Source organism: Mycobacterium sp. BK086, from assembly GCA_004362315.1.
Taxonomy (GTDB): domain Bacteria; phylum Actinomycetota; class Actinomycetes; order Mycobacteriales; family Mycobacteriaceae; genus Mycobacterium.
The window spans coordinates 948,572-972,035 of record SNWL01000004.1; the positions used below are offsets into that span (position 1 = coordinate 948,572).

The 23,464-nt window shown below is 67.2% G+C and carries 22 protein-coding genes; 16 read left to right on the top strand and 6 right to left on the bottom strand.

The window, feature by feature from the left end:
* Nucleotides 1-79: 79 nt before the first annotated feature.
* Complete coding sequence (locus EV580_RS15285) at nt 80-514, bottom strand: DUF5318 domain-containing protein (protein ID WP_133691995.1); 435 nt, start codon at nt 512-514, stop codon at nt 80-82.
* 112 nt (nt 515-626) lie between these two features.
* Between EV580_RS15285 and EV580_RS15290 the strand changes: the two genes are divergently transcribed.
* The 3 genes from EV580_RS15290 to EV580_RS15300 all read left to right on the top strand — a co-directional run bounded on the left by EV580_RS15290 (nt 627) and on the right by EV580_RS15300 (nt 3,322).
* A complete protein-coding gene (locus EV580_RS15290; protein ID WP_133691996.1) occupies nt 627-1,481 on the top strand; it encodes a DUF1707 SHOCT-like domain-containing protein in 855 nt (284 codons plus the stop codon).
* A gap of 132 nt (nt 1,482-1,613) precedes the next feature.
* Nucleotides 1,614-2,159: a PadR family transcriptional regulator gene (locus EV580_RS15295; RefSeq protein WP_005142205.1), complete on the top strand. Its 546-nt coding sequence runs from the start codon at nt 1,614-1,616 to the stop codon at nt 2,157-2,159.
* Between the two features lie 59 nt (nt 2,160-2,218).
* Nucleotides 2,219-3,322: an inositol-3-phosphate synthase gene (locus tag EV580_RS15300; protein ID WP_133691997.1), complete on the top strand. Its 1,104-nt coding sequence runs from the start codon at nt 2,219-2,221 to the stop codon at nt 3,320-3,322.
* Here EV580_RS15300 and EV580_RS15305 read toward each other — a convergent pair whose 3' ends face one another.
* Nucleotides 3,323-4,243: a DUF7064 domain-containing protein gene (locus EV580_RS15305; protein ID WP_208114614.1), complete on the bottom strand. Its 921-nt coding sequence runs from the start codon at nt 4,241-4,243 to the stop codon at nt 3,323-3,325. It abuts the gene before it with no gap.
* A gap of 108 nt (nt 4,244-4,351) precedes the next feature.
* Here EV580_RS15305 and EV580_RS15310 point away from each other — a divergent pair, with 108 nt between their 5' ends.
* The 3 genes from EV580_RS15310 (at nt 4,352) to EV580_RS15320 (ending at nt 8,200) form a co-directional block, all read left to right on the top strand.
* Nucleotides 4,352-5,272 carry an Rv0045c family esterase gene (locus EV580_RS15310; protein WP_133691998.1) on the top strand — a complete coding sequence of 307 codons (921 nt, stop codon included), beginning with the start codon at nt 4,352-4,354 and terminating at the stop codon, nt 5,270-5,272.
* 62 nt (nt 5,273-5,334) lie between these two features.
* A complete protein-coding gene (locus EV580_RS15315) occupies nt 5,335-7,395 on the top strand; it encodes a PhoX family protein (protein WP_133691999.1) in 2,061 nt (686 codons plus the stop codon).
* 19 nt (nt 7,396-7,414) lie between these two features.
* A complete protein-coding gene (locus tag EV580_RS15320; RefSeq protein ID WP_133692000.1) occupies nt 7,415-8,200 on the top strand; it encodes an LLM class F420-dependent oxidoreductase in 786 nt (261 codons plus the stop codon).
* Nucleotide 8,201: 1 nt separating this feature from the next.
* Here the strand turns inward: EV580_RS15320 and EV580_RS15325 are convergent, their stop codons facing one another.
* Complete coding sequence (locus EV580_RS15325) at nt 8,202-9,365, bottom strand: cytochrome P450 (protein WP_133692001.1); 1,164 nt, start codon at nt 9,363-9,365, stop codon at nt 8,202-8,204.
* A gap of 113 nt (nt 9,366-9,478) precedes the next feature.
* Here EV580_RS15325 and EV580_RS15330 point away from each other — a divergent pair, with 113 nt between their 5' ends.
* The 4 genes from EV580_RS15330 (at nt 9,479) to EV580_RS15345 (ending at nt 13,235) form a co-directional block, all read left to right on the top strand.
* On the top strand, nt 9,479-10,144 hold the full coding sequence (locus EV580_RS15330) for a GntR family transcriptional regulator (protein WP_133692002.1): 666 nt from the start codon (nt 9,479-9,481) through the stop codon (nt 10,142-10,144).
* A gap of 44 nt (nt 10,145-10,188) precedes the next feature.
* Complete coding sequence (locus tag EV580_RS15335) at nt 10,189-11,961, top strand: ABC transporter substrate-binding protein/permease (RefSeq protein WP_133692003.1); 1,773 nt, start codon at nt 10,189-10,191, stop codon at nt 11,959-11,961.
* Nucleotides 11,961-12,713, top strand: coding sequence for an amino acid ABC transporter ATP-binding protein (locus EV580_RS15340; RefSeq protein WP_133692004.1), 753 nt, complete (start codon nt 11,961-11,963; stop codon nt 12,711-12,713). Before EV580_RS15335 ends, EV580_RS15340 begins: the two co-directional genes overlap by 1 nt.
* 63 nt (nt 12,714-12,776) lie before the next feature.
* Nucleotides 12,777-13,235, top strand: coding sequence for a MarR family winged helix-turn-helix transcriptional regulator (locus tag EV580_RS15345; protein WP_133692005.1), 459 nt, complete (start codon nt 12,777-12,779; stop codon nt 13,233-13,235).
* Here the strand turns inward: EV580_RS15345 and ggh are convergent, their stop codons facing one another.
* Nucleotides 13,236-14,576: a glucosylglycerate hydrolase gene (ggh, locus tag EV580_RS15350; protein ID WP_133692006.1), complete on the bottom strand. Its 1,341-nt coding sequence runs from the start codon at nt 14,574-14,576 to the stop codon at nt 13,236-13,238.
* 54 nt (nt 14,577-14,630) lie between these two features.
* On the opposite strand from ggh, the gene EV580_RS15355 reads away from it, so the two are divergent.
* On the top strand, nt 14,631-15,305 hold the full coding sequence (locus EV580_RS15355; protein WP_133692007.1) for an SDR family oxidoreductase: 675 nt from the start codon (nt 14,631-14,633) through the stop codon (nt 15,303-15,305).
* On the opposite strand, the gene leuS is transcribed toward EV580_RS15355, so the two are convergent.
* Nucleotides 15,302-18,175 carry a leucine--tRNA ligase gene (gene leuS / locus EV580_RS15360; protein WP_133692008.1) on the bottom strand — a complete coding sequence of 958 codons (2,874 nt, stop codon included), beginning with the start codon at nt 18,173-18,175 and terminating at the stop codon, nt 15,302-15,304. The genes EV580_RS15355 and leuS overlap by 4 nt on opposite strands.
* A gap of 223 nt (nt 18,176-18,398) precedes the next feature.
* Here leuS and EV580_RS15365 point away from each other — a divergent pair, with 223 nt between their 5' ends.
* The 3 genes from EV580_RS15365 to EV580_RS15375 are packed head-to-tail and all read left to right on the top strand — an operon-like array spanning nt 18,399 to nt 20,672.
* Complete coding sequence (locus EV580_RS15365; RefSeq protein ID WP_133692009.1) at nt 18,399-19,307, top strand: LpqN/LpqT family lipoprotein; 909 nt, start codon at nt 18,399-18,401, stop codon at nt 19,305-19,307.
* Nucleotides 19,308-19,330: 23 nt separating this feature from the next.
* Entirely contained in the window at nt 19,331-19,669 is a 339-nt protein-coding gene (locus EV580_RS15370; protein ID WP_133692010.1) for a hypothetical protein, read from the top strand.
* A gap of 16 nt (nt 19,670-19,685) precedes the next feature.
* Entirely contained in the window at nt 19,686-20,672 is a 987-nt protein-coding gene (locus EV580_RS15375) for a bile acid:sodium symporter family protein (protein WP_133692011.1), read from the top strand.
* On the opposite strand, the gene EV580_RS15380 is transcribed toward EV580_RS15375, so the two are convergent.
* Nucleotides 20,659-21,264, bottom strand: a complete 606-nt coding sequence (locus EV580_RS15380; protein ID WP_133692012.1) for a YqgE/AlgH family protein — start codon at nt 21,262-21,264, stop codon at nt 20,659-20,661. The two genes, EV580_RS15375 and EV580_RS15380, sit on opposite strands and share 14 nt — an antisense overlap.
* 71 nt (nt 21,265-21,335) lie before the next feature.
* Between EV580_RS15380 and EV580_RS15385 the strand changes: the two genes are divergently transcribed.
* Both EV580_RS15385 and EV580_RS15390 read left to right on the top strand, forming a co-directional pair.
* Nucleotides 21,336-22,619 (top strand): MFS transporter, encoded by a 1,284-nt coding sequence (locus EV580_RS15385; protein WP_133692013.1) that lies wholly within the window; start codon nt 21,336-21,338, stop codon nt 22,617-22,619.
* A 9-nt stretch (nt 22,620-22,628) separates the two neighbouring features.
* Nucleotides 22,629-23,402 carry a TIGR03084 family metal-binding protein gene (locus tag EV580_RS15390; RefSeq protein ID WP_133692014.1) on the top strand — a complete coding sequence of 258 codons (774 nt, stop codon included), beginning with the start codon at nt 22,629-22,631 and terminating at the stop codon, nt 23,400-23,402.
* The last annotated feature ends 62 nt before the right edge of the window (nt 23,403-23,464 follow it).

Genomic DNA, 23,464 nt, shown 5'->3' on the forward strand with positions numbered 1-23,464 from the left:
CGACTCGTGCTGACCGGACGCATCATCGGACCCTGAACCCGTGCGGTTGTCAGTGCCAGACCGGTCGTGACGCCCTTCGCTATTCACTGGCCGTACGCGCGTCGGAACGCGCCGTCTGGGTGCGCCGGCGTCCACGCGTCCCGTCGGCGGGGCGCGGCGTTCCGAGCACATAGGACTTGACCAGGTGATTCCATTCGCAGGTGCGACATACCTCCACCACGTGTACCGAGAATTCGTCGAATTTGGTTGCGAGCAACACCAGCTCCTCTGCGGTGCGGGCCGACCCCGACACCGCGCCCAGGTGATCGCCGAATACCCAGGACACCAACGTCAGTGGTTCCTTGCGGCAGATCGGGCACATCACCGAGCTGGGTTTGCCGTGAAATTTCGCGGCGCGCAACAGGTAGGGATTGGCATCGCAGACCTCGCTGACGCCGGTCCGGCCGGAGTACACCTCGGCCAGCAGGGAGCGTCGCCGAAGGGCGTAGTCCACCACCTGTCGCTGCAATCGCACGATCACCAGAGTACGTCGGGGATCTCGGCATCGACATGCAACCGCCTGGCGAGTGGCCCGGAATGTGCGCCTGGTCTGCGCTCTTGGCCGGCGAACTCTTACGATCACACCCGTGGCGACTTCCCAAACGGCCAGTACCCGAGCCAAGGACACTGACCGCAACGACACCTGCCAGATCCTGGACACCGCCCTGTCCGAGGGGCAGCTGTCGATGAGCGAGCACCAGCAGCGGGTGAAGGCCGCGACCAACGCCACAACCCTCGGAGATCTGCGCTCCCTGGTGGGAGATCTGCAGACCGCCAACGCTCCGGTGCAGCTGCCCACATTGAAGAAGCCACGCTTGCAGTCGGCCGCCGCCGGCGGCAGCTGGGGCATCCGCCTGGCCATCATGGGTGTGCTGGTCGTGCTCGGGATCGGCATCGGCTGGGGTCTCTACGGCAACACTCCGTCGCCGCTGAACTTCACGTCCGACCCCGGCGCGAAGCCCGACGGCGTCGCTCCCGTCGTGCTGACCCCGCCGCGCCAGCTGCAGTCACTGGGCGGACTGACCGGATTGCTCGAGCAGATGAAGAAGAAGTTCGGCGACACCACCGGCAACCGGCTGGTGATCTACCCCGACTACGCATCGCTGACCCGTCCCGACCCCAGCGACGAGCGTCGCGAGCTGAACTACACCTACCGCGGCGGCTGGGGCGACCCGAGCAGTTCGGCGGCCGGCAATGACGCCAAGGTGGTGGACCTCGGCAAGTTCGACACCAAGGCCGTCGTCGGAATCCTGCGCGGCGCGCCCGAGTCGCTGAACATGAAGCCGGGAGACGTCAAGAGCACCTACCTGATCGTCGAACCGAGCCGGGACATCACCGCGCCGGACACGGTCTCGATCTCGATCTACGTCTCCAGTGACTACGGCAGCGGCTACATCCAGCTCTATCCAGACGGCTCGATCAAGAACATCAACTACCCGTAGCTCGTTCAACGGCGCGACACTGCCCGGCAATCACCTGGATCGACGCCGTCCAAGTAGCGGTAAATATATCGCTCCGATACTATCGCCGGAGGTGTCGAAGCGCTGTGACGGTCGAGCAAAGGAGGTGACCCGGTGCTGGAGCTTGCCATCTTGGGTCTTCTCCTCGAGTCCCCCATGCACGGCTACGAACTGCGTAAACGGCTGACGGGTCTGTTGGGCGCCTTCCGGGCGTTCTCTTACGGCTCGCTGTACCCGGCCCTGCGCCGGATGCAGACCGACGGGTTGATCGTCGAGGACACCGCACCGGCGGGAACAACGGTGTTGCGCCGTGCCCGCCGGGTGTACCAACTGACCGACGCCGGACGCCAGCGGTTCGCTGAGCTGGTCGCCGACACCGGTCCGCAGAACTACACCGACGACGGCTTCGGTGTGCACCTTGCGTTCTTCAACCGCACACCGGCCGAGGCGCGGATGCGAATCCTGGAAGGCCGGCGCCGCCAGGTCGAGGAACGTCGCGAGGGTCTGCGGGAGGCCATCGCCCGAGCGAGCAACTCGTTCGACCGCTACACCAAACAACTGCATCAGCTGGGCCTCGAGTCCAGCGAGCGGGAAGTCAAGTGGCTCAACGAGCTCATCGCCGCTGAGCGGGTGGCCCAGAGTCATCCAGACCAGGCCTGACGCGGCCATCGAAGTACCTGAACAGCAGCCAGCAGAAGTACCGAGTTAGGAGAACGTCCATGACGGAGCACAACGGAGCGTCGACAGATGTGCGGGTCGCCATTGTCGGCGTCGGCAACTGCGCATCCTCGCTGGTCCAGGGCGTGCAGTACTACAAGGACGCCGACGCGAACGCCACCGTCCCGGGCTTGATGCACGTCAAGCTGGGCCCGTACCACGTGCGCGACGTGAAGTTCGTCGCCGCGTTCGACGTGGACGCCAAGAAGGTCGGCTTCGACCTCTCCGAGGCGATCTTCGCCTCCGAGAACAACACCATCAAGATCGCTGACGTGCCGCCGACCGACGTCGTCGTGCACCGCGGCCCGACGCTGGACGGTATCGGCAAGTACTACGCCGAGACCATCGAGATCTCCGACGAGCAGCCGGTCGACGTGGTCAAGGTCCTCAAGGACAACAAGGTCGACGTGCTCGTGTCCTACCTGCCGGTGGGCTCGGACGAGGCCGACAAGTTCTACGCGCAGTGCGCCATCGACGCCAAGGTCGCGTTCGTCAACGCGCTGCCGGTGTTCATCGCCTCGGATCCGGTCTGGGCCAAGAAGTTCGAGGACGCCGGTGTGCCGATCGTCGGCGACGACATCAAGAGTCAGGTCGGCGCGACCATCACCCACCGCGTGATGGCCAAGCTGTTCGAGGACCGTGGCGTCACGCTGGACCGCACCTACCAGCTCAACGTCGGCGGCAATATGGACTTCAAGAACATGCTCGAGCGCGAGCGTCTGGAGTCCAAGAAGGTCTCCAAGACCCAGGCCGTCACCTCCAACCTCACCGGCTCGCTGGCCGGCAAGGTCGAGGACAAGAACGTCCACATCGGCCCGTCGGATCACGTGGCGTGGCTCGACGACCGCAAGTGGGCCTACGTCCGCCTCGAAGGCCGCGCCTTCGGCGACGTGCCGCTGAACCTGGAGTACAAGCTCGAGGTGTGGGATTCGCCGAACTCGGCCGGCATCATCATCGATGCCGTGCGCGCCGCGAAGATCGCCAAGGACCGCGGTATCGGCGGCCCGATCATCCCGGCGTCGGCTTACCTGATGAAGAGCCCGCCCAAGCAGCTGGCCGACGACATCGCCCGGATTCAGCTCGAAGAGTTCATCGCCGGCGAGTAGTTACGTCGCGAGCAACGCGCGCACGTCATCGCGTGCGATGAACTCCTGGTTCTCACCGAACCCGGTCTGGTTGTCCCAGGTCCATTCGGTGAGAGTCCAGTAGGTCAGCCGGCCGGGCCAGCCCATCCACCGCAGCGCGGTGCGGACCTGACCGACGGCGTGCAGTTCGCGTCCCAGATCGTCTTGCGCGTCGAACGTCACCCGTACCGGCGCGCCGTCGCTGCGCTGCGTCACGCGCCGCTCGCCTTTGACGATTTCACCGACCTTGCCGTCGCGGGCGAGGTAGCCACCGACCGCGATGTCGACACCCGGCTCGCCCACATTGATCGCGATTGAGTGCCAATGTGATTCGGGCGAGGCGATGGCCCATAGGTAGTCACCGGATCGGGGCTGCTCGTGGACATGCGGTCCCCAGGTCCGGTCGCGCATCGCCAGGCAGTCGACGGTCAGCTGCTCACCATTGAGCACGAGGGTGCCCTGCATGTGGCCCGGTTGGTCGAAGTGGGTGGGAATCGCCGGGTCCCGCACGGTGCCGAACTCGTGCGGCGGCATGAGTCCCGTCCAGTCGAGCTCGAATTCCAGACCGGGCTGGGAGTACGACAACCGGTAGCGGTGCAGCGGCTCCACGACCTCATGGCGCAACGAGTTGGGCAGGGTGAAGTCGCTGAACTCCAATGGTCCGGTGGGCGGCTGGTGCCAGCGCCAGTCGTAGAACAGGCAGTCGTAGATCTCTTCGCCGCTGGGATCCCAGAGCGCGGGCCCGCCGCCGGACGTGCCGGTTCGGGCGTCGTGGAAGTAGTAGACGAACCCGTTGAGATTGCGTTCGGGGATGTTGAATCCGAACCAGCCGCTTTCGCCCCAGTGCGGGTTGTCGGTCGGCGCGTGGAACACCTCGTCGTGTTCCCCCAGTGTGTCGGTCACCTGCCCGAGTGAACCCGACTCACCGAGTTAAATCAACCACTTTATTTATGGCCGGCGTGGGTGGGACAGGCCTGGTCGTTTCGAATCGGCGAGTCCTACAGTCGTCACATGACCGAGATCTCCGATGACCAGCTGATCGGACTCGACGAGTTCGCCCTGCTGTCCGAGAACGCCGCGCAGGCGGGCGTGAGCACTCCGCTGCCGCCGGTGTCCAGGATCGAATCGGGGCCGATCAGCGCTCTCAAGTGGGGCGCCGAGCCCCCGCAGGTCGTATTCCTGCACGGCGGCGGGCAGAACGCCCACACCTGGGACACCGTGATCCTCGGTCTTGGCGTTCCCGCCTTGGCGATCGACCTGCCCGGCCACGGGCGCTCGGCCTGGCGCGAAGACGGCGACTACGGCCCGAAGTTGAACGCCGAAACGGTGCGGGCCGTGCTGCCCGAATGGGCGCCCAATCCGCGACTCGTGGTCGGCATGTCGCTGGGCGGGCTCACCGCCCTGCGTATCGCGACCGTCGAGCCGGAACTCGTTCCTGAGCTGGTTCTCGTCGACGTCACCCCGTCAGCGCCCGAACGTCATGAACAGATGAGCCAGGCGCAGTTGGGCGCGGTCGCCCTGACGCAAGGCGAACGCTCATTCCCGAGTTTCGCAGCGATGCTGGACGTCACCATCGCTGCCTCCCCCACACGAAGCCGAGAATCCTTGCGCCGTGGGGTCTTTCACAACTCGAAGCAATTGGACGACGGCACCTGGACCTGGCGCTACGACTCGTTCCGCAAGGGTGCGAACCCCGGCGGGGGGCTGCCCGAGTCATTCGCCGGCCTGTGGGACGACGTCCCGTCGATCACCATGCCCACCACGCTGGTCCGCGGGGCCAACTCGTTCTTCGTCAACGACGAGGACGCCGACGAATTCGCCCGTACCGCACCAGGTTTCCAGCGCGTGATCGTGGTGCCCGACTCCGGCCACTCGGTTCAGGGTGATCAGCCCCGGGCGCTGGTCCAGATCCTGGGCGACGTGCTCGGCTGAGTTTGCCTGTTGTTCACCGGTTCATTGCCAGCAGATTCACAGCCGTGCCCTAGTTTCGCGACATGGCTCTGGTGCCGCTGAACCTGCTGATCGATCACGACGGGCGCTCCGCGCGGCAACGCGTGACCTGCCGCTACCGCTGCGGCGACGCCTGCGCGCACCCAGCGCCCAACACCAGCGACAACGAATACTTCGGCGACCTCGTGCGCGAAGCGGTGACGCGGCGTTCAGCCCTCAAGGCCGCCGGTGTCGCGGTGCTGGCAGTCGGCGCGGGCTCCACGCTGGCGGCATGTGCCGGTGACCCCAAGCCCGCCGCACCGTCCCCGGCGCCGACCGCACCGCCCGCGGGGATGAACTTCACCGCGGTGGCACCCAACAGCGAAGACGCCGTTGTGATCCCGCAGGGCTACCAGCAGGCCGTGGTGATCAGCTGGGGCGATCCGGTGCTGCCTGGCGCGCCGGCCTTCGACCTCGCCAAGCAAACTGGCGCCGCACAGCGTCAACAATTCGGCTTCAACAACGACTTCGCCGGCCTGCTGCCGATCGACGGCACCCCGAACCACTATCTGCTCGTCGTCAACCACGAGTACACCACCGAGCGGTTCATGTTCCCCGGCTACGACGAAAAGAAGCCCACCCGTGAGCAATTCGACACCGCCGTCGCCGCCCATGGCCTGACCGTCGTCGAGGTCGAGCGCACCGCCGATGGACTCAAACCCGTGCTGGGCCGCTACAACCGCAGGCTCACCGCCGACTCCCCCTTCACCCTCGTCGGCCCCGCAGCGGGCAGCGAGTTCGTCAAGACCGCCGCCGACGCGGGCGGCCGCACCGTCAGCGGCACCATGAACAACTGCTCGGGCGGTGTCACCCCTTGGGGCACAGTGCTTTCCGGGGAGGAGAACTTCAACTCCTACTTCGGCTCAGCCGAGGGCGCGCAGCCGCCCACCCCGATCGACGCCGACCGGTGGAAGCGCTACGGCATCAAAACCAAGCCCAGCGAACGACTGTGGGAAACGTTCGATCCCCGATTCGATCCCACCAAGTCCCCCAACGAGGTCAACCGGTTCGGCTACGTCGTCGAAGTCAACCCGTGGGATCCCCAATCGACGCCCGTGAAGCACACGGCGATGGGCCGCTTCAAACACGAGGCCGCCAACATCCACGTCACCCCCGACGGCACCGTCGTGGCCTACAGCGGTGACGACGAACGCTTCGACTACATGTACAAATTCGTGTCGGCCAAGAAGATTCAGCCCGGCCGTGACACCGCCGCGATGGCCGCCAACCTGACGATCCTCGACGAGGGAACGCTATACGTCGCCAAGCTCACCACCGACATCCCGGCCGGCACGATCGACGGCTCCGGCACGCTACCCGACGGCGGATTCCGGGGATCGGGCACCTGGCTGCCACTGCTGCGCTCGGGACCGGGCGGGGCGGCGGAGTCGTTGGTCGCCGGGATGACGCCACAGGAGGTCGCGGTGTTCACCCGGTTCGCCGCCGACAAGGCCGGCGCCACCAAGATGGACCGGCCCGAAGACTTCGAAGCCAACCCGCGCAGCGGCAAGCTCTACGTCGCGCTGACCAACAACAACGAGCGCGGAGCATCCGGCAAGCCCGCCGCCGATGCGTCCAATCCCCGCAACGACAACAAGAACGGGCAGATCCTCGAGATCACCGATGACCACGCCGGCACCACTTTCACCTGGGACCTGTTGCTGGTGTGCGGGGATCCCGCCGCCGCCGACACCTACTTCGGCGGCTTCGACAAGTCGAAGGTCAGTCCGATCTCCTGCCCGGACAACCTGGCCTTCGACAAGCACGGCAATCTGTGGATCTCCACCGACGGCAATGCCCTGGGTTCCAACGACGGACTGTTCGCCGTCGCGCTGGACGGTCCGAATCGCGGTGAGACACGGCAGTTTCTGACCGTCCCGATCGGAGCGGAGACCTGCGGGCCGATCGTGCTCGACGACCTTGTCACCGTCTCGGTGCAGCACCCCGGCGAGCACGACGACAACAGCATCGACGACCCGCTGTCGAACTGGCCTTCGGGTGGCAACGGGACCGCGAAGCCGTCGATCGTGGCGGTGTGGAAGCCGAACGGGAATATCGGGCTCTGACCAAACGTACGGTTGAGGCGTGACCTTTCCGATTCGCATCGGCGTGCAACTGCAGCCGCAACATTCCACCGACTACAACCAGATGCGCGATGCCGTGCGCCGCTGTGAGGACATCGGCGTCGACGTGGTCTTCAACTGGGACCACTTCTTTCCGCTCTACGGCGATCCCGAGGGTGCGCACTACGAGTGCTGGACGATGCTCGGCGCCTGGGCCGAGCAGACTTCTCGGGTCGAGATCGGCGCCCTGGTCTCATGTAACTCCTACCGCAACCCCGAACTGCTGGCCGATATGGCCCGCACCGTCGACCACATCTCGGGGGGCCGGCTGATCCTGGGCATCGGCTCGGGCTGGAAGCAGAAGGATTACGACGAGTACGGCTACGACTTCGGCACCGTGGGCAGCCGCCTCAACGACCTCGCCGGAGCGTTGCCGAGCATCAAGTCCCGCCTCGCCAAGCTGAACCCCGCGCCGACGCGGGAGATCCCGATCCTGATCGGTGGTCAGGGTGAGCGAAAGACCCTGCGCCTGGTCGCCGAGCACGGCGATATCTGGCACGGGTTCACCAACGCCGAGACCTACCCGGTCAAGGCCGAGGTGCTCGAGCGGCACTGCTTCGACGTGGCCCGCGATCCGGCCACCGTCGAGCGTTCGTCAGGTGTGGAGGGGCGCGATGCCGACACCATCACCGCCAACGCCGAGGCGCTGGCCGGGCTCGGCGTGACGCTGCTGACCGTCGGCACCGACGGCCCCGACTTCGACCTCAGCGCGGCGGAGACACTGATCCGCTGGCGCGACAACCGCTGAGCTAACAGGGGTCGAATTCGAGCGGCAGCGACTCCAGGCCGAAGGTACCGGCGGGCCACAGCACGGTGGCCTCGCCGGCCAACCGGTAGTCCGGGATGCGGGCGTGGAATTCCTCGATGGTCAGCCGCAATTCGCGCCGCGCCAGGTGCGAGCCCAAGCATCGGTGGATGCCGCCGCCGAAGCCGAGGTGGGTGGCCTTGGCGGTCAAGTCCATCTCGTGGGCATGCGGGCCTTCGCGATTCGCCGTGAACAGCATCAGCATCACTGACGAGTTGGCCGGGATCATCACGCCCTCGACCTCGACATCGGCGGTCGTGACACGCGGCACCCCGGGCACCGGGCCTTCCAGGCGCAGCATCTCTTCGACGAACGGTGCGATCAGCGCCTGATCGTCGATCAGCCTGTGGCGCAACGCGGGATCGTTGGCGAGGGTGAGCAACGAGAAGCCGATCGCGCCGGTGACGGTGTCGAGCCCGGCCAAGATGATCAGGAAGCACAAGCCCAGAATCTCGGCGTCGGTCCAGGCGTCGTCACCCTCGAGCGACAGGATGCTGCTGAGCATGTCTTCGCCGCGATGGGTGCGTTTGATCTCGAGCTGCTCGGCAAGGAAGCCGAAAAGGCCCATGGCACAGTCGATCACGTGCTGCGGCTGGTCCTGCCCGAGCGACGCGATGTCGGCGCCCTTGATGATGCCGGTCACCCATTCCAGGAACTTGGGCAGATGTTCCAGCGGCAACCCGAACAGGGTCAGGATCGCCTGGGTCGGGAACTTGTAGGACAGGTCCGCGACCACATCGCACCGGCCGAGTGGCGCGAAGGCATCGATGTGCCCGCGCAACTGTGCCCGCAGATCGGCGTCCATCGCCGCCATACGTTTGGGCCCGAACATCGGATCGAGCACCCGGCGGTAGTCCGCGTGCTTGGGTGGGTCGATGGCGATCGGGATCATCTTGATGGCGTTCGCGATGCCGTCGAAGGCCTTGGCCGACGAGAACAGCTCGGGATGCTTCTGGGCGTAGCGGACGCCCTCGTAGCTGGTGATGATCCACATCCGGCCGGCCCGGTAAACCGGCCCGGGCCTGCGCAGATATTCCACGGCCGCGGTACGCCCGTTCAACATCGGGGTGTCCGCGTAGTACGTCTCGGGCAGTTCCGTCGTCGTCATCTCCGGAGCGTAACGAGACTCACAGTCTCGTTACGGGAGATTCGGCGAGATCCGGCCCGGAAACCATGGAGTATGACGACCAAGTACGTGTCCGAGACGGCGCGGAGAGAACGATGCCCAAACGCTATGGGGTCAAAGAGAAGGATCTGGTCGTCGCGCATGTCCTCGACCTCCTGCTCACCGGCCGACTGCGGTCCGGTGATCGAGTGGACCGCAACGAGATCGCCGCGGCGCTCGGCCTGAGCCGGGTGCCCGTACAGGAAGCCCTGGTTCAGCTCGAACACGACGGGATCCTGGAGACGCGCTATCACCGCGGCGCGTTCGTCCACCGCTTCGACGCCGACGTACTGCGCGAACACCACGAGGTGCACGGCCTGCTGACCGGCGCCGTGTCCGCGCGTGCCGCGACCAATCCCCGCGGACCCGCTCTCGAGGCGCTCGACCGGGCGATGGTCTTGATGCGCAATGCGGGCGACCCCCGCGAGTACCTCGACGCCGCCAACCTGTTTCGGGACGTCGTCGTCGACGAATACGCCGGCCCACGCCTGAAAGCGGCGGTCAGCGCGTCGCGCAGCTTCATGCCGCAGGAGTTCTGGGCCACCCACCCCGACGCGCCGGCCCAACTGATGCCGCTCGCCGAAACCGAATTCGCGGCGATCCGCGGCGGCCATCCGGGCGCCGCGCGCCAATCCTGCCTGGACCGCACCGACCTGATGGCTGACGTGCTGACTGTCGAGTTGTGCCGCCGCGGGGTGTTCGCCGACTTGGATTCCGTTTGATCGCAAGCCGTGCTCGGGCTGCCGCCCGCAGTACCTTGCTAGTGATGACTTTTCATTCGAGCCGGCTGGCAGCCATGCTCACGGTGCTGCTGATGATCGTGGGACTGGTGGGTGCAGCGCCCGCGGGTGCTGACCAGTGCGCACCACCGGGTGTGGAGTCGGCCAGCGCCCTGCCGACCAACCTGGCGGCCGCCGCCAAGGGGCCGAGCGAGGACAAGTACACCACCGCGACCGCCGAGCCACTGAGCGCGATCAACCGTGACGCACTCGGACTGATCACCCCGGGCACGCTGACCGTGGGCACGCTGTCGGATGCGCCACCGAGCATCTGCATCGACTCCAACGGTCAATTCACCGGATTCGACAACGAACTCCTTCGCGCGATCGCCGACAAGCTCGGACTCAAGATCACGTTCGTGGGGACCGAATTCTCCGGACTGCTCGCCCAGGTGGCCTCCCGTCGCTTCGATGTCGGATCGTCGTCGATCACCACCACCGATGCGCGCCGAAAGACGGTCGGCTTCACGAACGGCTATGACTTCGGCTACTTCTCACTGGTCGTTCCGTCGGGCTCCCCGATCACCGGGTTCGGGAAGCTCGGGCCCGGCCAGCGCATCGGCGTCGTGCAGGGCACCGTGCAAGAGGCCTACCTGATCGACACCCTGCACCTGCAGCCGGTGAAGTTCCCCGATTACAACACCGTCTACGCCAGCTTGAAGACGCGCCAGATCGACGCGTGGGTGGCGCCGTCGCAACAGGCGCTGGGCACCGTGCGCCCGGGTGATCCCGCCCAGATCGTCGAAAACACTTTCAGCTTGGACAATTTCGTCGCTTACGCGGTGGCGAATGAGAACAAGCCGTTGATCAATGCGCTCAACGCCGGGCTCGACGCCGTCATTGCCGACGGCACCTGGTCCAAGCTGTACTCCGACTGGGTACCGCGCGCGTTGCCGCCTGGCTGGAAGCCGGGGTCCAAGGCCGCGCCGCTGCCGCAGCTCCCCGACTTCGCCGCGATCGCCGCCGCCCATGAGAAACCGGCCGAAGCGGCCGGTGCGCCGAAGTCGGTGCTGACGCAACTGCGCGAGTCGTTCCTGGATTGGGCCCTCTACAAGAAGGCCATCCCGGACCTGTTGACGACGGGGCTGCCCAACACACTGCTGCTCACGGTCAGTGCCGCCGTGATCGGTCTGGTGCTCGGCATGGGACTTGCGGTGGCCGGAATCTCGCGTTCCCGCTGGCTGCGGTGGCCGGCCCGGGTCTACACCGACATCTTCCGCGGCCTGCCGGAAGTGGTGATCATCCTGCTGATCGGTCTCGGCATCGGGCCGGTGGTGGGCCAGCTGACCGGCAATGACCCCTACCCGCTCGGCATCGCGGCGCTCGGGCTGATGGCCGCGGCCTACATCGGCGAGATCTTCCGCTCCGGCATCCAGAGTGTCGACGCCGGGCAGATGGAGGCCTCCCGCGCCCTGGGGTTCAGCTACACCTCCTCGATGCGGTTGGTGATCGTGCCGCAGGGTGTGCGACGCGTGCTGCCCGCCTTGGTGAATCAATTCATCTCGCTGCTGAAAGCCTCGTCGCTGGTGTACTTCCTGGGCCTGGTGGCCAGCCAGCGTGAGCTCTTCCAGGTGGGCCGGGATCTCAACGCCCAGACCGGAAACCTGTCGCCGTTGGTGGCGGCCGGCCTGTTCTACCTGCTGCTGACGATTCCGCTGACGCATCTGGTCAACTTCATCGACGCCCGGCTGCGTCGCGGGCGGGTGGTGGCCGACGAGGATCCGCTGGAACCGACCACCACGAGCCAGGAGATGGTGTGATGGCCATCGGATCTAGACCGGCAATAGAACCGGTTTCGTTGGCGGCCAACGACATTCATCTCACCCTCGGCGGCAATGCGGTGCTGCGCGGGGTGGACCTTGAGGTGCCCGCCGGCAGTACGTCCGCGGTGATCGGGCCGTCGGGATCGGGCAAGTCGACACTGTTGCGCACGCTGAATCGGCTCTACGAGCCCGACCGCGGTGACATCCTGCTCGACGGTCAGTCGGTGCTGCGCGACGATCCTGACAAGCTGCGCCAACGCATCGGGATGGTGTTCCAGCAGTTCAACCTCTTTCCGCATCGCAGTGTGGTGGACAACGTGGCATTGGCCCCGCGCAAGCTCAAAGGACTGGGCGCAGACGAGTCCCGGGACCTGGCGCTGACTCAGCTCGAGCGGGTGGGCTTGCGGCACAAGGCCGACGTGCGGCCTGCCACCTTGTCCGGCGGGCAGCAGCAGCGCGTTGCAATCGCCCGGGCGTTGGCCATGGCACCGCAGGTGATGTTCTTCGACGAGGCCACCTCGGCGCTGGATCCCGAACTGGTCAAGGGGATCTTGGCCCTCATCGCCGAACTCGGTTCCGACGGCATGACGATGGTGGTTGTGACCCATGAGATGGGCTTCGCCCGCTCGACGGCGGACTCGGTGGTGTTCATGGACCACGGCAAGGTCGTCGAATCCGGACCGCCCGAGCAGATCTTCACGGCCGCCGAAACCGACCGACTGCAGCGGTTCCTGTCGCAAGTTTTGTAATTGCATGTGCGAAAACGGCGTATCGCGCGGTTGACAGGCACGCACAGGTTAGACTAGCGAACTATGATTGAGGCCGAGTCGCAGGTCGCCGACCTGTCCGGTGACCTGCAGCGGGTTCTCTCGAAGCTGTTTTCGGTCTTGCGTCGCGCCGATACGAAGTCCAGCACCCAGGGCGCCGACCTCACCCTTGCTCAGCTGTCCATCCTGCTGACCCTGCTGGATCAGGGGCCCATCCGGATGACCGAGCTGGCGGCCCGTGAGCGGGTACGCACGCCCACCACCACCGTGGCGATCCGTCGCCTGGAAAAGCTGGGGCTCGTCAAGCGTTCCCGGGACCCTTCGGACCTGCGCGCGGTTCTGGTGGAGGTCACCCCGCAGGGGCTGGTTCAGCATCGCGAAGCGCTGGCCGTGCGGCGGGCGAATCTCGCGGCGCTGCTGTCGAAGTTGACCGACGAGGAGCGCGAGACCCTGGCCACGGCGCTGCGTCCCCTGGAGCGGTTGGCCGAGCAGGCCGAGACGTAATCACCCCAACCAGTCGAGGACCGCGGCCGCGGTCCAGGACTGCTGCATGCTGCCGAGCGGCTCCCCGGTGAACGGTTCGTAGTACTCGGCGAACGTGCCGTCGCTGGCCTGCCGGAGGCCTTCTTGACGCAGCAGCAGCGACCGTTCCGACCAGCCGCGGCGGGCGAACGCCCAGGAGAACAACCACGTCAGCACCGGCCACACCGGACCGCGCCAGTACTCACGGGGCCGGAAGTCCTTGGAAACCGGTGAGGTCGAAGGAATCACCGCGTACTTGAGGTCGGGGTGACCGCAGAACCGGGGACCCTCCAGGATCCGCAGCAGCGCGCGCTCGCGGTCGTGCGGCAACCCGCCGCACAGCAGCGGGGCGAACTGAGCGGCGGTCTCCGTCGCGATCCACTTGCCCGACCTGACGTCGAAATCCTTTGCCGCACCGGTCCTTCCGTCCGCCGTCTCGACGACACCGGTGCGGAACCGCTCGGCCCACGAATACAGGTCGCGCACATCGGCATTCGGCCGCTTGTAGTCCTCGCCGATATTGGCCAGCACATCACATGCCACCGAGAAGATCGCCGAGACGAAGACGTCCTGGACAGCGAAGCTCATCACCTTGGGCAGCAGATCGTCGTCGTAGCGAACCGATTTCATCTCCTCGAGCAGCCACAGGTAGCGGTCGTACTCGGTGTCGGAAGGACGCTGGCTGGCGTCGGTGTTGATCTTGTTGTCCTCGCGCTGGTACTCCGGCACATTGCCGGGAATCACGTTGGCGTAGGCCGAATCCCATCGCGGCGAGTTGTCCATTCCGGACTCCCAGCCGTGATACAGCGTGATGCGGCCCTGCTCGTCCTGATCGCGGGCCTCGGCCAGCCAGCGGTGCCAGCGCACCAGATCGGCCCACCGGCGATCCAGAAACGCCTCGGCGACAGCCCTTGTCGAGCGGCCCCGGGTGCGCGCGCGATCGAGGATGCGCTGCACCGCGATCGCGTGCACCGGCGGCTGGGTGATTCCCGACGTGTGCCGAGTGCGCGGGGCGTTGGCCGCCAGCGCCGAGGTGGCCCAGCGGGCCGGGCCGGGGAAATACCCATCGACCCCGTTGGCGAAGACGATGTGCGGGATCATCCCGTTGGCCCACTGCGCCGACAGCAGCGTGTCCAGTTCGACGACAGCGCGCTCGACGCTCAGCGGGGCCAACCCGACGGCCACGAACGCGGCGTCCCAGCTCCACATGTGCGGGTAGAGCAGCGGCGCCGCGGAGGTCATCACACCCAGGTCGTTGCCGCGCAGCAGGTAGGCCGCGCGGGCCGCCAGCTGCGTCGGGCCGAAACTCGGGTCGAATGCCACGCGTTCATTCTGCGACGCGGAGGCGGGAATCGCAGGTCGGTAGGGTTGGTGTCTATGCCGACTGCGTTGATCACCGGGGCCGGGGGTGGGATCGGCTCGGCGATCGCCGAGGCGCTGGCACCCACCCACACCCTGCTGTTGGCGGGCCGCCCGTCCGCCCGCCTCGATGCCGTCGCCGCCCGCCTCGGGGCTCCCACCTGGCCATTGGATCTCGCCGACCCGGACAGCATCGAGGCCGCCGCCGAACCGCTGGCCGAGCTGGACGTGCTGGTCCACAACGCCGGCGTCTCGCACCCCGGTCGGTTCGACGAGTCCATCCCCGAGCAGTGGCGGGCCTGCTTCGAGGTGAACGTGACCGGTCCGGTCGCGCTCACCCTCGCGTTGCTCCCGGCGCTGCGCGCGGCCCGCGGGCACGTCGTCTTCATCAACTCCGGGGCGGGGCTCAACGCGTCGCCCGGCCTGGCCGCCTACTCGGCGAGCAAGTTCGCCCAGCGGGCCTTCGCCGACTCACTGCGCGCCGACGAGCCCAGCCTGCGGGTCACCAGCGTGCACCCCGGCCGGGTCGCCACCGAGATGCAGGAAGATCTGGTCGCCTACGAGGGCGGCGAGTACGACCCGTCGAAATACCTCAAGGCCTCGACCGTGGCGCAGGTCGTCGCCGACGTGATCGCCACTCCGCCGGACGCACACACCCATCAGGTGATCGTCCGGCCGCGCGGGCAGAGCTAGACGACGAGGTTGACCAGCCGGCCCGGCACCACGATGACCTTCTTCGGGGTGGCACCGGCCAGGAACGCCTGCACCTTCTCGTCGGCCAGCGCGCTCGCTTCCAGCGTCGCCTTGTCGGCGTCGGCCGCGACCGTGATCTTGCCGCGCACCTTGCCGTTGACCTGCACCGGGTACTCGACGGTGTCGGTCACCAGATACTGCGGGTCGGCCACCGGGAAGGGGCCGTGCGCCAACGACTTCGGGTGACCAAGCCGTAGCCACAGCTCCTCGGCCAGGTGCGGCGACAGCGGGGCCACCATCAACACCAGCGGCTCCAGCGCCGCGCGGGCGTTGATGCCTTCCTTGGTCAGGTGGTTGGTGTACTCGATCAGCTTGGCCGCGGCCGTGTTGTTGCGCAGGCCCGCATAGTCCTCCGACACTCCCGCGATCGTGCGGTGCAGCAACCGCAGGGTGTCGTCGTCCAGCGCTTCGTGCTCGGAAACCCTTGCCTCGCCGGTAGATTCGTCGACGACGAGACGCCATACCCGCTGCAGGAACCGATGCGCGCCGACGACGTCCTTGGTCGCCCATGGCCGCGACGCATCCAGCGGGCCCATCGACATCTCGTACACCCGCAGCGTGTCGGCGCCGTAGCCGTCGCAGATCTCGTCCGGGGATATCGAGTTCTTCAGGCTCTTGCCGATCTTGCCGAACTCCTGGAAGACCTCTATCTCGCCGTCGTCCCCTGGCAGGAAGAACTTCCCGCCGCGCTCGACGACATCGGCGGCAGGCACGTAGGCGCCACGGGAATCGGTGTAGGCGAACGCCTGGATATAGCCCTGATTCACCAAGCGGCGGTACGGTTCCCGCGACGAGACATGGCCCAGGTCGTGAAGAACCTTGTGCCAGAACCGGCAGTACAGCAGGTGCAGCACCGCGTGCTCGACGCCACCGACGTAGAGATCCACTCCGCCGGGATCGGCCGCGCCATGCTCGGCCGGGCGCGGACCCATCCAGTAGGCCTCGTTCTCCTTGGCGCAGAACTCTTCTGAGTTGTGCGGATCGGCATAGCGCAGCTCGTACCAGGAGCTGCCCGCCCACTGCGGCATCACGTTGGTGTCGCGGCTGTAGGGCTGCAGGCCATCACCCAGATCCAGCTCGACATGCACCCACTCCGTCGCCTTGTTCAACGGCGGCGACGGCTCGCTGTCGGCATCGTCGGGGTCGAACATCACCGGCGCGTAGTCGGCGACATCGGGCAATTCCACCGGCAGCGCGGATTCGGGCAGTGGGTGCGCGCGCCCGTCGGCGTCGTAGACAATCGGGAACGGCTCGCCCCAGTACCGCTGCCGCGCGAAAAGCCAGTCGCGAAGCTTGTATTCGACGCGCGCGGCGCCGCGGCCGTCGGCCTCCAGTCGCTGCGTGATCGCGGCCTTGGCGTCGGCCACATTCAGCCCGTCGAGGTAGCCCGAATTCACTAGGGTGCCGTCACCGGTATAGGCCGCCTCCGAGACATCGCCACCGGAGATCACCTCCAGGATCGGCAGGCCGAAGGCCGAGGCAAACTCCCAGTCACGTTGGTCGTGACCCGGCACCGCCATGATCGCGCCGGTGCCGTAGCCGGCCAGGACGTAGTCGGCGATGAAGATCGGAACCTGTTGGCCGTTGGCCGGATTGGTGGCGTAGGCGCCCAGGAACACCCCGGTCTTGGTCTTGTTCTCCTGGCGCTCCAGATCGGACTTCGCCGCGATCGCTCGCCGGTAGGCGGCCACCGCCTCGGCCGGGTCGGCGGCACCGTAGGTCCAGCGGTCATCCACCGCGCCGGGCCACTGCGCGGCGGCCAGGGAATCGACCAGCTCGTGCTCGGGGGCCAGCACCAGATAGGTGGCCCCGAACAGAGTGTCGGGCCGGGTGGTGAACACCTCGATATCGGTGCCGTCCACGCCGAACAGCGCCGACGCCCCGGTGGACCGGCCGATCCAGTTGCGCTGCATGGCCTTGACCTTCTCCGGCCAATCCAGCACCTCGAGATCGTCGAGCAGCCGATCGGAGTAGGCGGTGATGCGCATCATCCACTGCCGCAACCGTTTCCGGAACACCGGGAAGTTACCGCGCTCGCTGCGGCCCTCGGAGGTGACCTCCTCGTTGGCCAGCACGGTGCCCAGGCCCGGGCACCAGTTCACCAGCGAATCGGACAGGTACACCAGCCGGTAGCCGTCGACGACGTCGGCCCGCTCCTGCGCGGACAGTGCCGACCAATCCCGGCCGTCATCCAGACTGCGTGCGCCACTGGCGAATTCGGCCACCAGGTCGACGATCGGCCTCGCCTTGTTCTGGTCGGTGTCGAACCAGGCGTTGTAGATCTGCAGGAAGATCCACTGCGTCCACTTGTAGAAGTCGGTGTCGGTGGTCGAGAAGCTTCGCCGCTGGTCGTGTCCGAGGCCCAGCCGGCCCAGCTGGCGGCGGAAGTTGACGATATTGGCTTCGGTGCGGATGCGCGGATGCGTGCCGGTCTGGATGGCGTACTGCTCGGCGGGCAGGCCGAAGGCGTCGAATCCCAACGCGTGCAGCACATTGCGGCCGGTCATCCGGAAGTAGCGGGCGTAGACGTCCGTGGCGATGTAGCCCAGCGGGTGCCCGACATGCAGGCCCTCACCCGAGGGGTAGGGGAACATGTCCTGGACGAACATCTTGTCATCGGGAAGAGTGGCGCCGTCGGTGGGCGCCAGCGAGCCGACCGGGTTGGGCACGTTGAAGGTGCCCCACGACTGCCAGTTCTCCTGCCAGTCCCGCTCGATCCGCCCCGCCAGCTCGGCGGTGTAGCGGTACCGCGGCACGTCGCTGTCGGAGCCGTCGGGGCCCGCAGCTGCGGCGGTCGGCGATTCGGTCACGTCACACAGGGTATAAGGGCGCCGCGCGGCACCGCCCCGGCGATGGGGCTGTGTGACCCCGGTCGCACCCCAGGCAACGGCCCGATCTCGGTTGGATTGCAGTCCTGTCGAAGGTTGGTTCCAGGTCGGTTCCAGACCTATCCGGGCGCCCGGGCCCGTGGATACAGTCGGCGCCTAACGAGGGGTCTCACCTGGCCCGACCGTGTGGAGAAGGACAGCTGCGATGATGACGATTGCCCGTAACTGGCGGGTGCTAATTGGTGGTGTGGCCGCAGGTACGGCGGCCGTACTCGGGTTCACCGGCCTGACCGGCGCCAGTGCGTCCGCCGACCCGGTCGTTCCGCTGCCGCCGGCTCCCGTCACCGTCACCCAGACCGTCACCGTCGCTCCCGATGCCGCCGCGGCCAACGCCGTCCCGGCCGCCCAGCCCGCCTCCGCACCGGTCCCCGGCCAGGTTGCCGCCGTGCCGCAGGCCGCCACGCCCGCGCTCCCGGTCGCCGCCCCGGAGACCCTGGTCCCCGCCGCATCCGGCACGCTCGCCGACTACTTCAAGGACAAGGGCGTGAAGATGGAGCCGCAGAAAGCGGCCGGCTTCACCGCGCTCAACCTCGTGCTGCCGATGCCGCGCGGCTGGAGCGTCGTCCCCGACCCGAACGTCCCCGACGCCTTCACCGTGCTGGCCGACCGCCTCGGCGGTGACGGGCTGTACACCTCCAACGCCCAACTGAAGGTCTACAAACTGGTCGGCGAATTCGACCCGAAGGAAGCCATCACGCACGGCTACCTGGACAGCCAGGAGCTCTTCAACTGGCAGGCGACCGACGCCTCGATGGCCGACTTCGGCGGTTTCCCGTCCTCGATCATCGAAGGCACCTACCGCGAGAACGACATGACGCTGAACACCTCGCGCCGCCACGTCATCGTTCAGTCCGGACCCGACCGCTACTTGGTCTCGCTGTACGTGACCACCGCCGCCAACCAGGTGGTCGCCACCGCCGACGCGACCGATGCCATCGTCAACGGCTTCAAGGTGACGTCGCCGACCGCGCCGCCCGCGGCGCCACCGGCGCCCGCGCCCGCCGCGGTTCCCGCCGTCAGCCCGCTGGGCGTGGTGCCCGGTCAGCAGCGCTGAACCGGGGCTCGTATTGTGGCCCCATGCTCGTCGTCGGCGTGGTGTGCCTCTGTATGGCCGTCCTGATCGGTGGCTCGGGTGTCTGGACGTTGACCCGGCCGCCCGCTGCTGACGTCACCGGACAGGTACTTCGCGCGGTCGCGCCGACCCAACTCGCCGCGGCCGTGATGCTGGCCGCGGGTGGGTCGGCCGCCTTGGCGGCACCGCCGCAGACCGCACTGACCGTGGTGATCGTCTGCGTGCTCGGCGCGGTGGGAACCGTCGCGGCCGGCTCCTGGCAGGGCGCTCGCTACGCCGCGCGCCGCGAAGCCGAAGCCAGCTGCGCGGGCAGCTGCGCCAGCTGCACGCTGTCCTGCAAGTAAGCCCCGCGACCACACGATGAGGGCTTGGCTCTCACGGCTTCCGGTCGACACCTTCCTGCTGCTGCTCGTCGCCGTTGTCGCGCTGGCCACGGTGCTGCCCGCCCAAGGCGCGGCCTCCGGCGTTCTCTCGGTGGTCACCAAGATCGTCATCGCCCTGCTGTTTCTGCTGTACGGCACCCGGTTGTCGCCCCAAGAGGCGTGGCACGGCGTTCGGCAATGGAAACTGCACCTGCTGGTGCTGGCCACCACGTTCGTGGCGTTCCCACTGCTCGGGCTGGCCGCCCGTGCGCTCGTCCCGTCGATCCTGACCGAGGATCTCTACGCCGGGCTGCTGTTCCTGTGCCTGGTGCCATCGACCGTGCAGTCCTCGATCGCCTTCACCTCGATGGCGCGCGGGCACGTGTCGGCCGCGATCGTCAGCGCCTCGCTGTCGAATATCGTCGGCGTGCTGCTGACCCCGCTGCTCGTCCTGGTGCTCATGCCGATCGGCGGGGCGCCCCGCGTCGACGGGTCGGCGGTGCTCGACATCGTCCTGCAACTGTTGGTGCCCTTCGCCGTCGGGCAGCTGTTGCGACCGTGGCTGGCACCGGTGGTGACCCGGCACGCGGTGCTGACGAAAGTCGTCGACCGCGGGTCGGTGCTGCTGGTCGTCTATGCCGCGTTCTCCGAGGGGATGGCCGAGCACATCTGGAGCAGTGTGCGGCCGTGGCGGGTGGTGGCCGTCGCGCTGGTCAGCACCGCGCTGCTGGCGATCGTGCTGGCGCTGACCTGGATCACCGCGCGCGTCGCCCGGCTGGACCGCGGTGACGCGATCGTGCTGCTGTTCTGCGGGTCGAAGAAGAGCCTGGCGTCGGGGCTACCGATGGCGCTGGTGCTGTTCCCGCCCGCCACCGTCGGCCTGATCATGTTGCCGCTGATGCTCTTTCATCAGATCCAGCTGTTCGTGTGCGCGGTGATCGCCAGCCGGCTGGGGCGCAGCGCGCCGCCGGTCAGTTCCGGCTGACGTCGATCGGATGCGTGGCGAGCAGAGACAGCGGCAGCGGCTGGCGACGTAACACCCGCGACCACAGGTCCACTCGCTGCTCAACCAGTACGTCAGAAGGTAACGCGGACAAGACGATCCAGTCGTCGCGCTCGATCTCGCCCTCCAGCTGGCCGATGGTCCACCCCGAGTAACCGGCGAAGATCCGCACACCCTCGACGGCAGGGGCGATCAGATCGGGATCGGCGTCGAGGTCCACCATCACCATCCGGCCCGCGACATGACGCAGGCCGGGCATGCCCTGGGGGTCGGTGCCGACCCGCAGCGTGCCCAGGCACAGCGCGGCATCGCGCTTGACCGGGCCGCCGATGAACATGGTCTTGGGCTTGGCCGCGAGCTTCGCCCACTGCGGCAACACGTTGTAGACGGCGGTTTCGCTGGGGCGGTTGAGCACGACACCCAGCGTGCCGCCGTCGTTGTGCTCGACGACGTAGATCACGCTGCGCCGAAACGTCGGCTCCAGCAGGTCGGTGTTGGCCAGCAGCAGCGTCCCCGGCCGCACCCGGTTCGCCGCGGGTGCGACGAAGTCTTCGGGGTCTTCCGGCTGCGCCACCCAACCATCATGGCATCACGGAGGTATTGCTGCGGTAACGGGCGCGTGTGGATATTTGTACTGTTGGTCCGATGGTCGACAGGCGCGCATCCGGTTCGCTATGGCGATCGGTGCGCAGCCTGCCCGAGTTCTGGCGGCTGCTGGAGCTGCGGACCGCCAGTCAGTTCGGTGACGGGCTGTTTCAGGCCGGCCTCGCCGGCGGGTTGTTGTTCAATCCGGAGCGGGCGGCGAGCCCGTGGGCCGTGGCCGCGTCGTTCGCTGTGCTGTTCCTGCCGTACTCACTCGTCGGCCCGTTCGCGGGCGCGCTGCTGGACCGCTGGGACCGCCGGGCGGTACTGGTCGCGGCCAACCTCGCGCGGCTGATGCTGGTGATCGGAGTCGCGGTGCTGCTCGCCGTCGGGGCGACCGACCTGACCGTGCTGTGCGGTGCGCTGATCGTCAACGGCTTCAGCCGGTTCGTCACCTCCGGGCTGTCGGCCGCACTGCCCCACGTGGTCCCACGGCACCAGGTCGTCACGATGAACTCGGTCGCCACCGCGACCGGGGCCACCGCCACCTTCCTCGGCGCGAACTTCATGCTGCTGCCCCGGTGGCTGTTCGGCTCCGGCGACACCGGCGCCGCCACGGTCATGCTGCTGGTGGCCGTGCCCGTCGCGATCTCATTCGTGCTGTCGTTGCGGTTTCCCCGCCACCAGTTGGGGCCCGACGACACCGCGCGCGCCGTCCACGGATCGGTGGTCTACGCGGTGGCCACCGGCTGGCTGTACGGCGCTCGCACCGTCCTGACCACATCATCGGTCGCGGCGACGTTGTCGGGTCTGGCCAGCCACCGCATGGTGTTCGGGATCAACACGCTGTTGGTTCTGGTGATCGTGCGGCACAGCGGCACCCCGGCCGTCGGCAGCCTGGGCACCGCCGTCATCTTCGTCGCGGCCACCGGCTCCGGGGCCTTCCTGGCGAATATCTTCACTCCGATGTCGATCAAACGGTGGGGTCGCTACACGACCGCCAATGGCGCACTGGTCTTCGCCGCGATCATCCAATTGGCAGGCGCCACACTGCAGTTGGTGGTGATGATCGTGTGCGGTTTCTTGCTGGGGCTGGCCGGCCAGATGGTCAAGCTCTGCGCCGACGTCGCCATGCAGATCGACGTCGACGACGCCCTGCGCGGGCATGTCTTCGCCGTCCAGGATTCGGTGTTCTGGGTGTCGTTCATCGTGGCGACCATGCTCGCGGCCGAAGTGATTCCCGCCGATGGCCGTTCACCCGGGCTGGCGCTGGCCGGCTCGGCGATCTATCTGGTCGGGCTGGCCGTACACGCGATTGTCGGACGGCGGCGGCAACTCGGGCTCTAGGTTGAGACCATGGCTGCCGCAGACCCGATCGTCGACGACCTGCGCGACGAAAGCGATGCCCTCGACAACTTGGTCGCACCGCTGGACCCCACGGGCTGGGCCCAGCTCACCCCGGCGCCCGGCTGGACCATCGCCCACCAGATCGCCCATCTGATGTGGACGGACCGGGCCTCGCTGATATCGATCACCGACGAGCCCGCATTCGGTGAGGTGCTCACCGCGGCGGCGGCCGATCCGCTGGGCTTCGTCGACAAGGCTGCCGACGAGTTAGCGCTCACCCCGCCCGACCAGCTGCTGGCGCAGTGGCGCGAGACCCGGACGCAGCTGCACACCGCGCTTCGGGCAGTGGCCGAAGGCCGCAAGCTGGTCTGGTTCGGGCCGCCGATGAGTGCGGCGTCCATGGCCACCGCGCGCTTGATGGAGACCTGGGCGCACGGCCTCGATGTGGCCGACGCCCTCGGTGCGCCGGTGGTGCCGTCGGCACGGCTGAAGTCGATCGCCCACCTCGGTGTGCGCACCCGCGACTTCGCGTTCACCGTGCACGAGCTGACCCCGCCCGCCGAGCCGTTCCACGTCGACCTCGCCGCCCCCGACGGCAGCCATTGGACGTGGGGTCCGCAAGACGCCGGCCAGCGGGTCACCGGTTCCGCGCTCGACTTCTGCTTCCTGGTCACCCAGCGCCGACCCCTTGCTGAACTCGACGTTGTCGGCGAAGGCGCTGACGCCACGAAGTGGCTGGAAATCGCCCAGGCTTTCGCCGGGCCACCGGGTAGGGGCAGATAACGCACCACAGGCTGAACGCCTAGATTTACTTATCGATTTGCTCTCTGTTTGTTTTCTGCGTC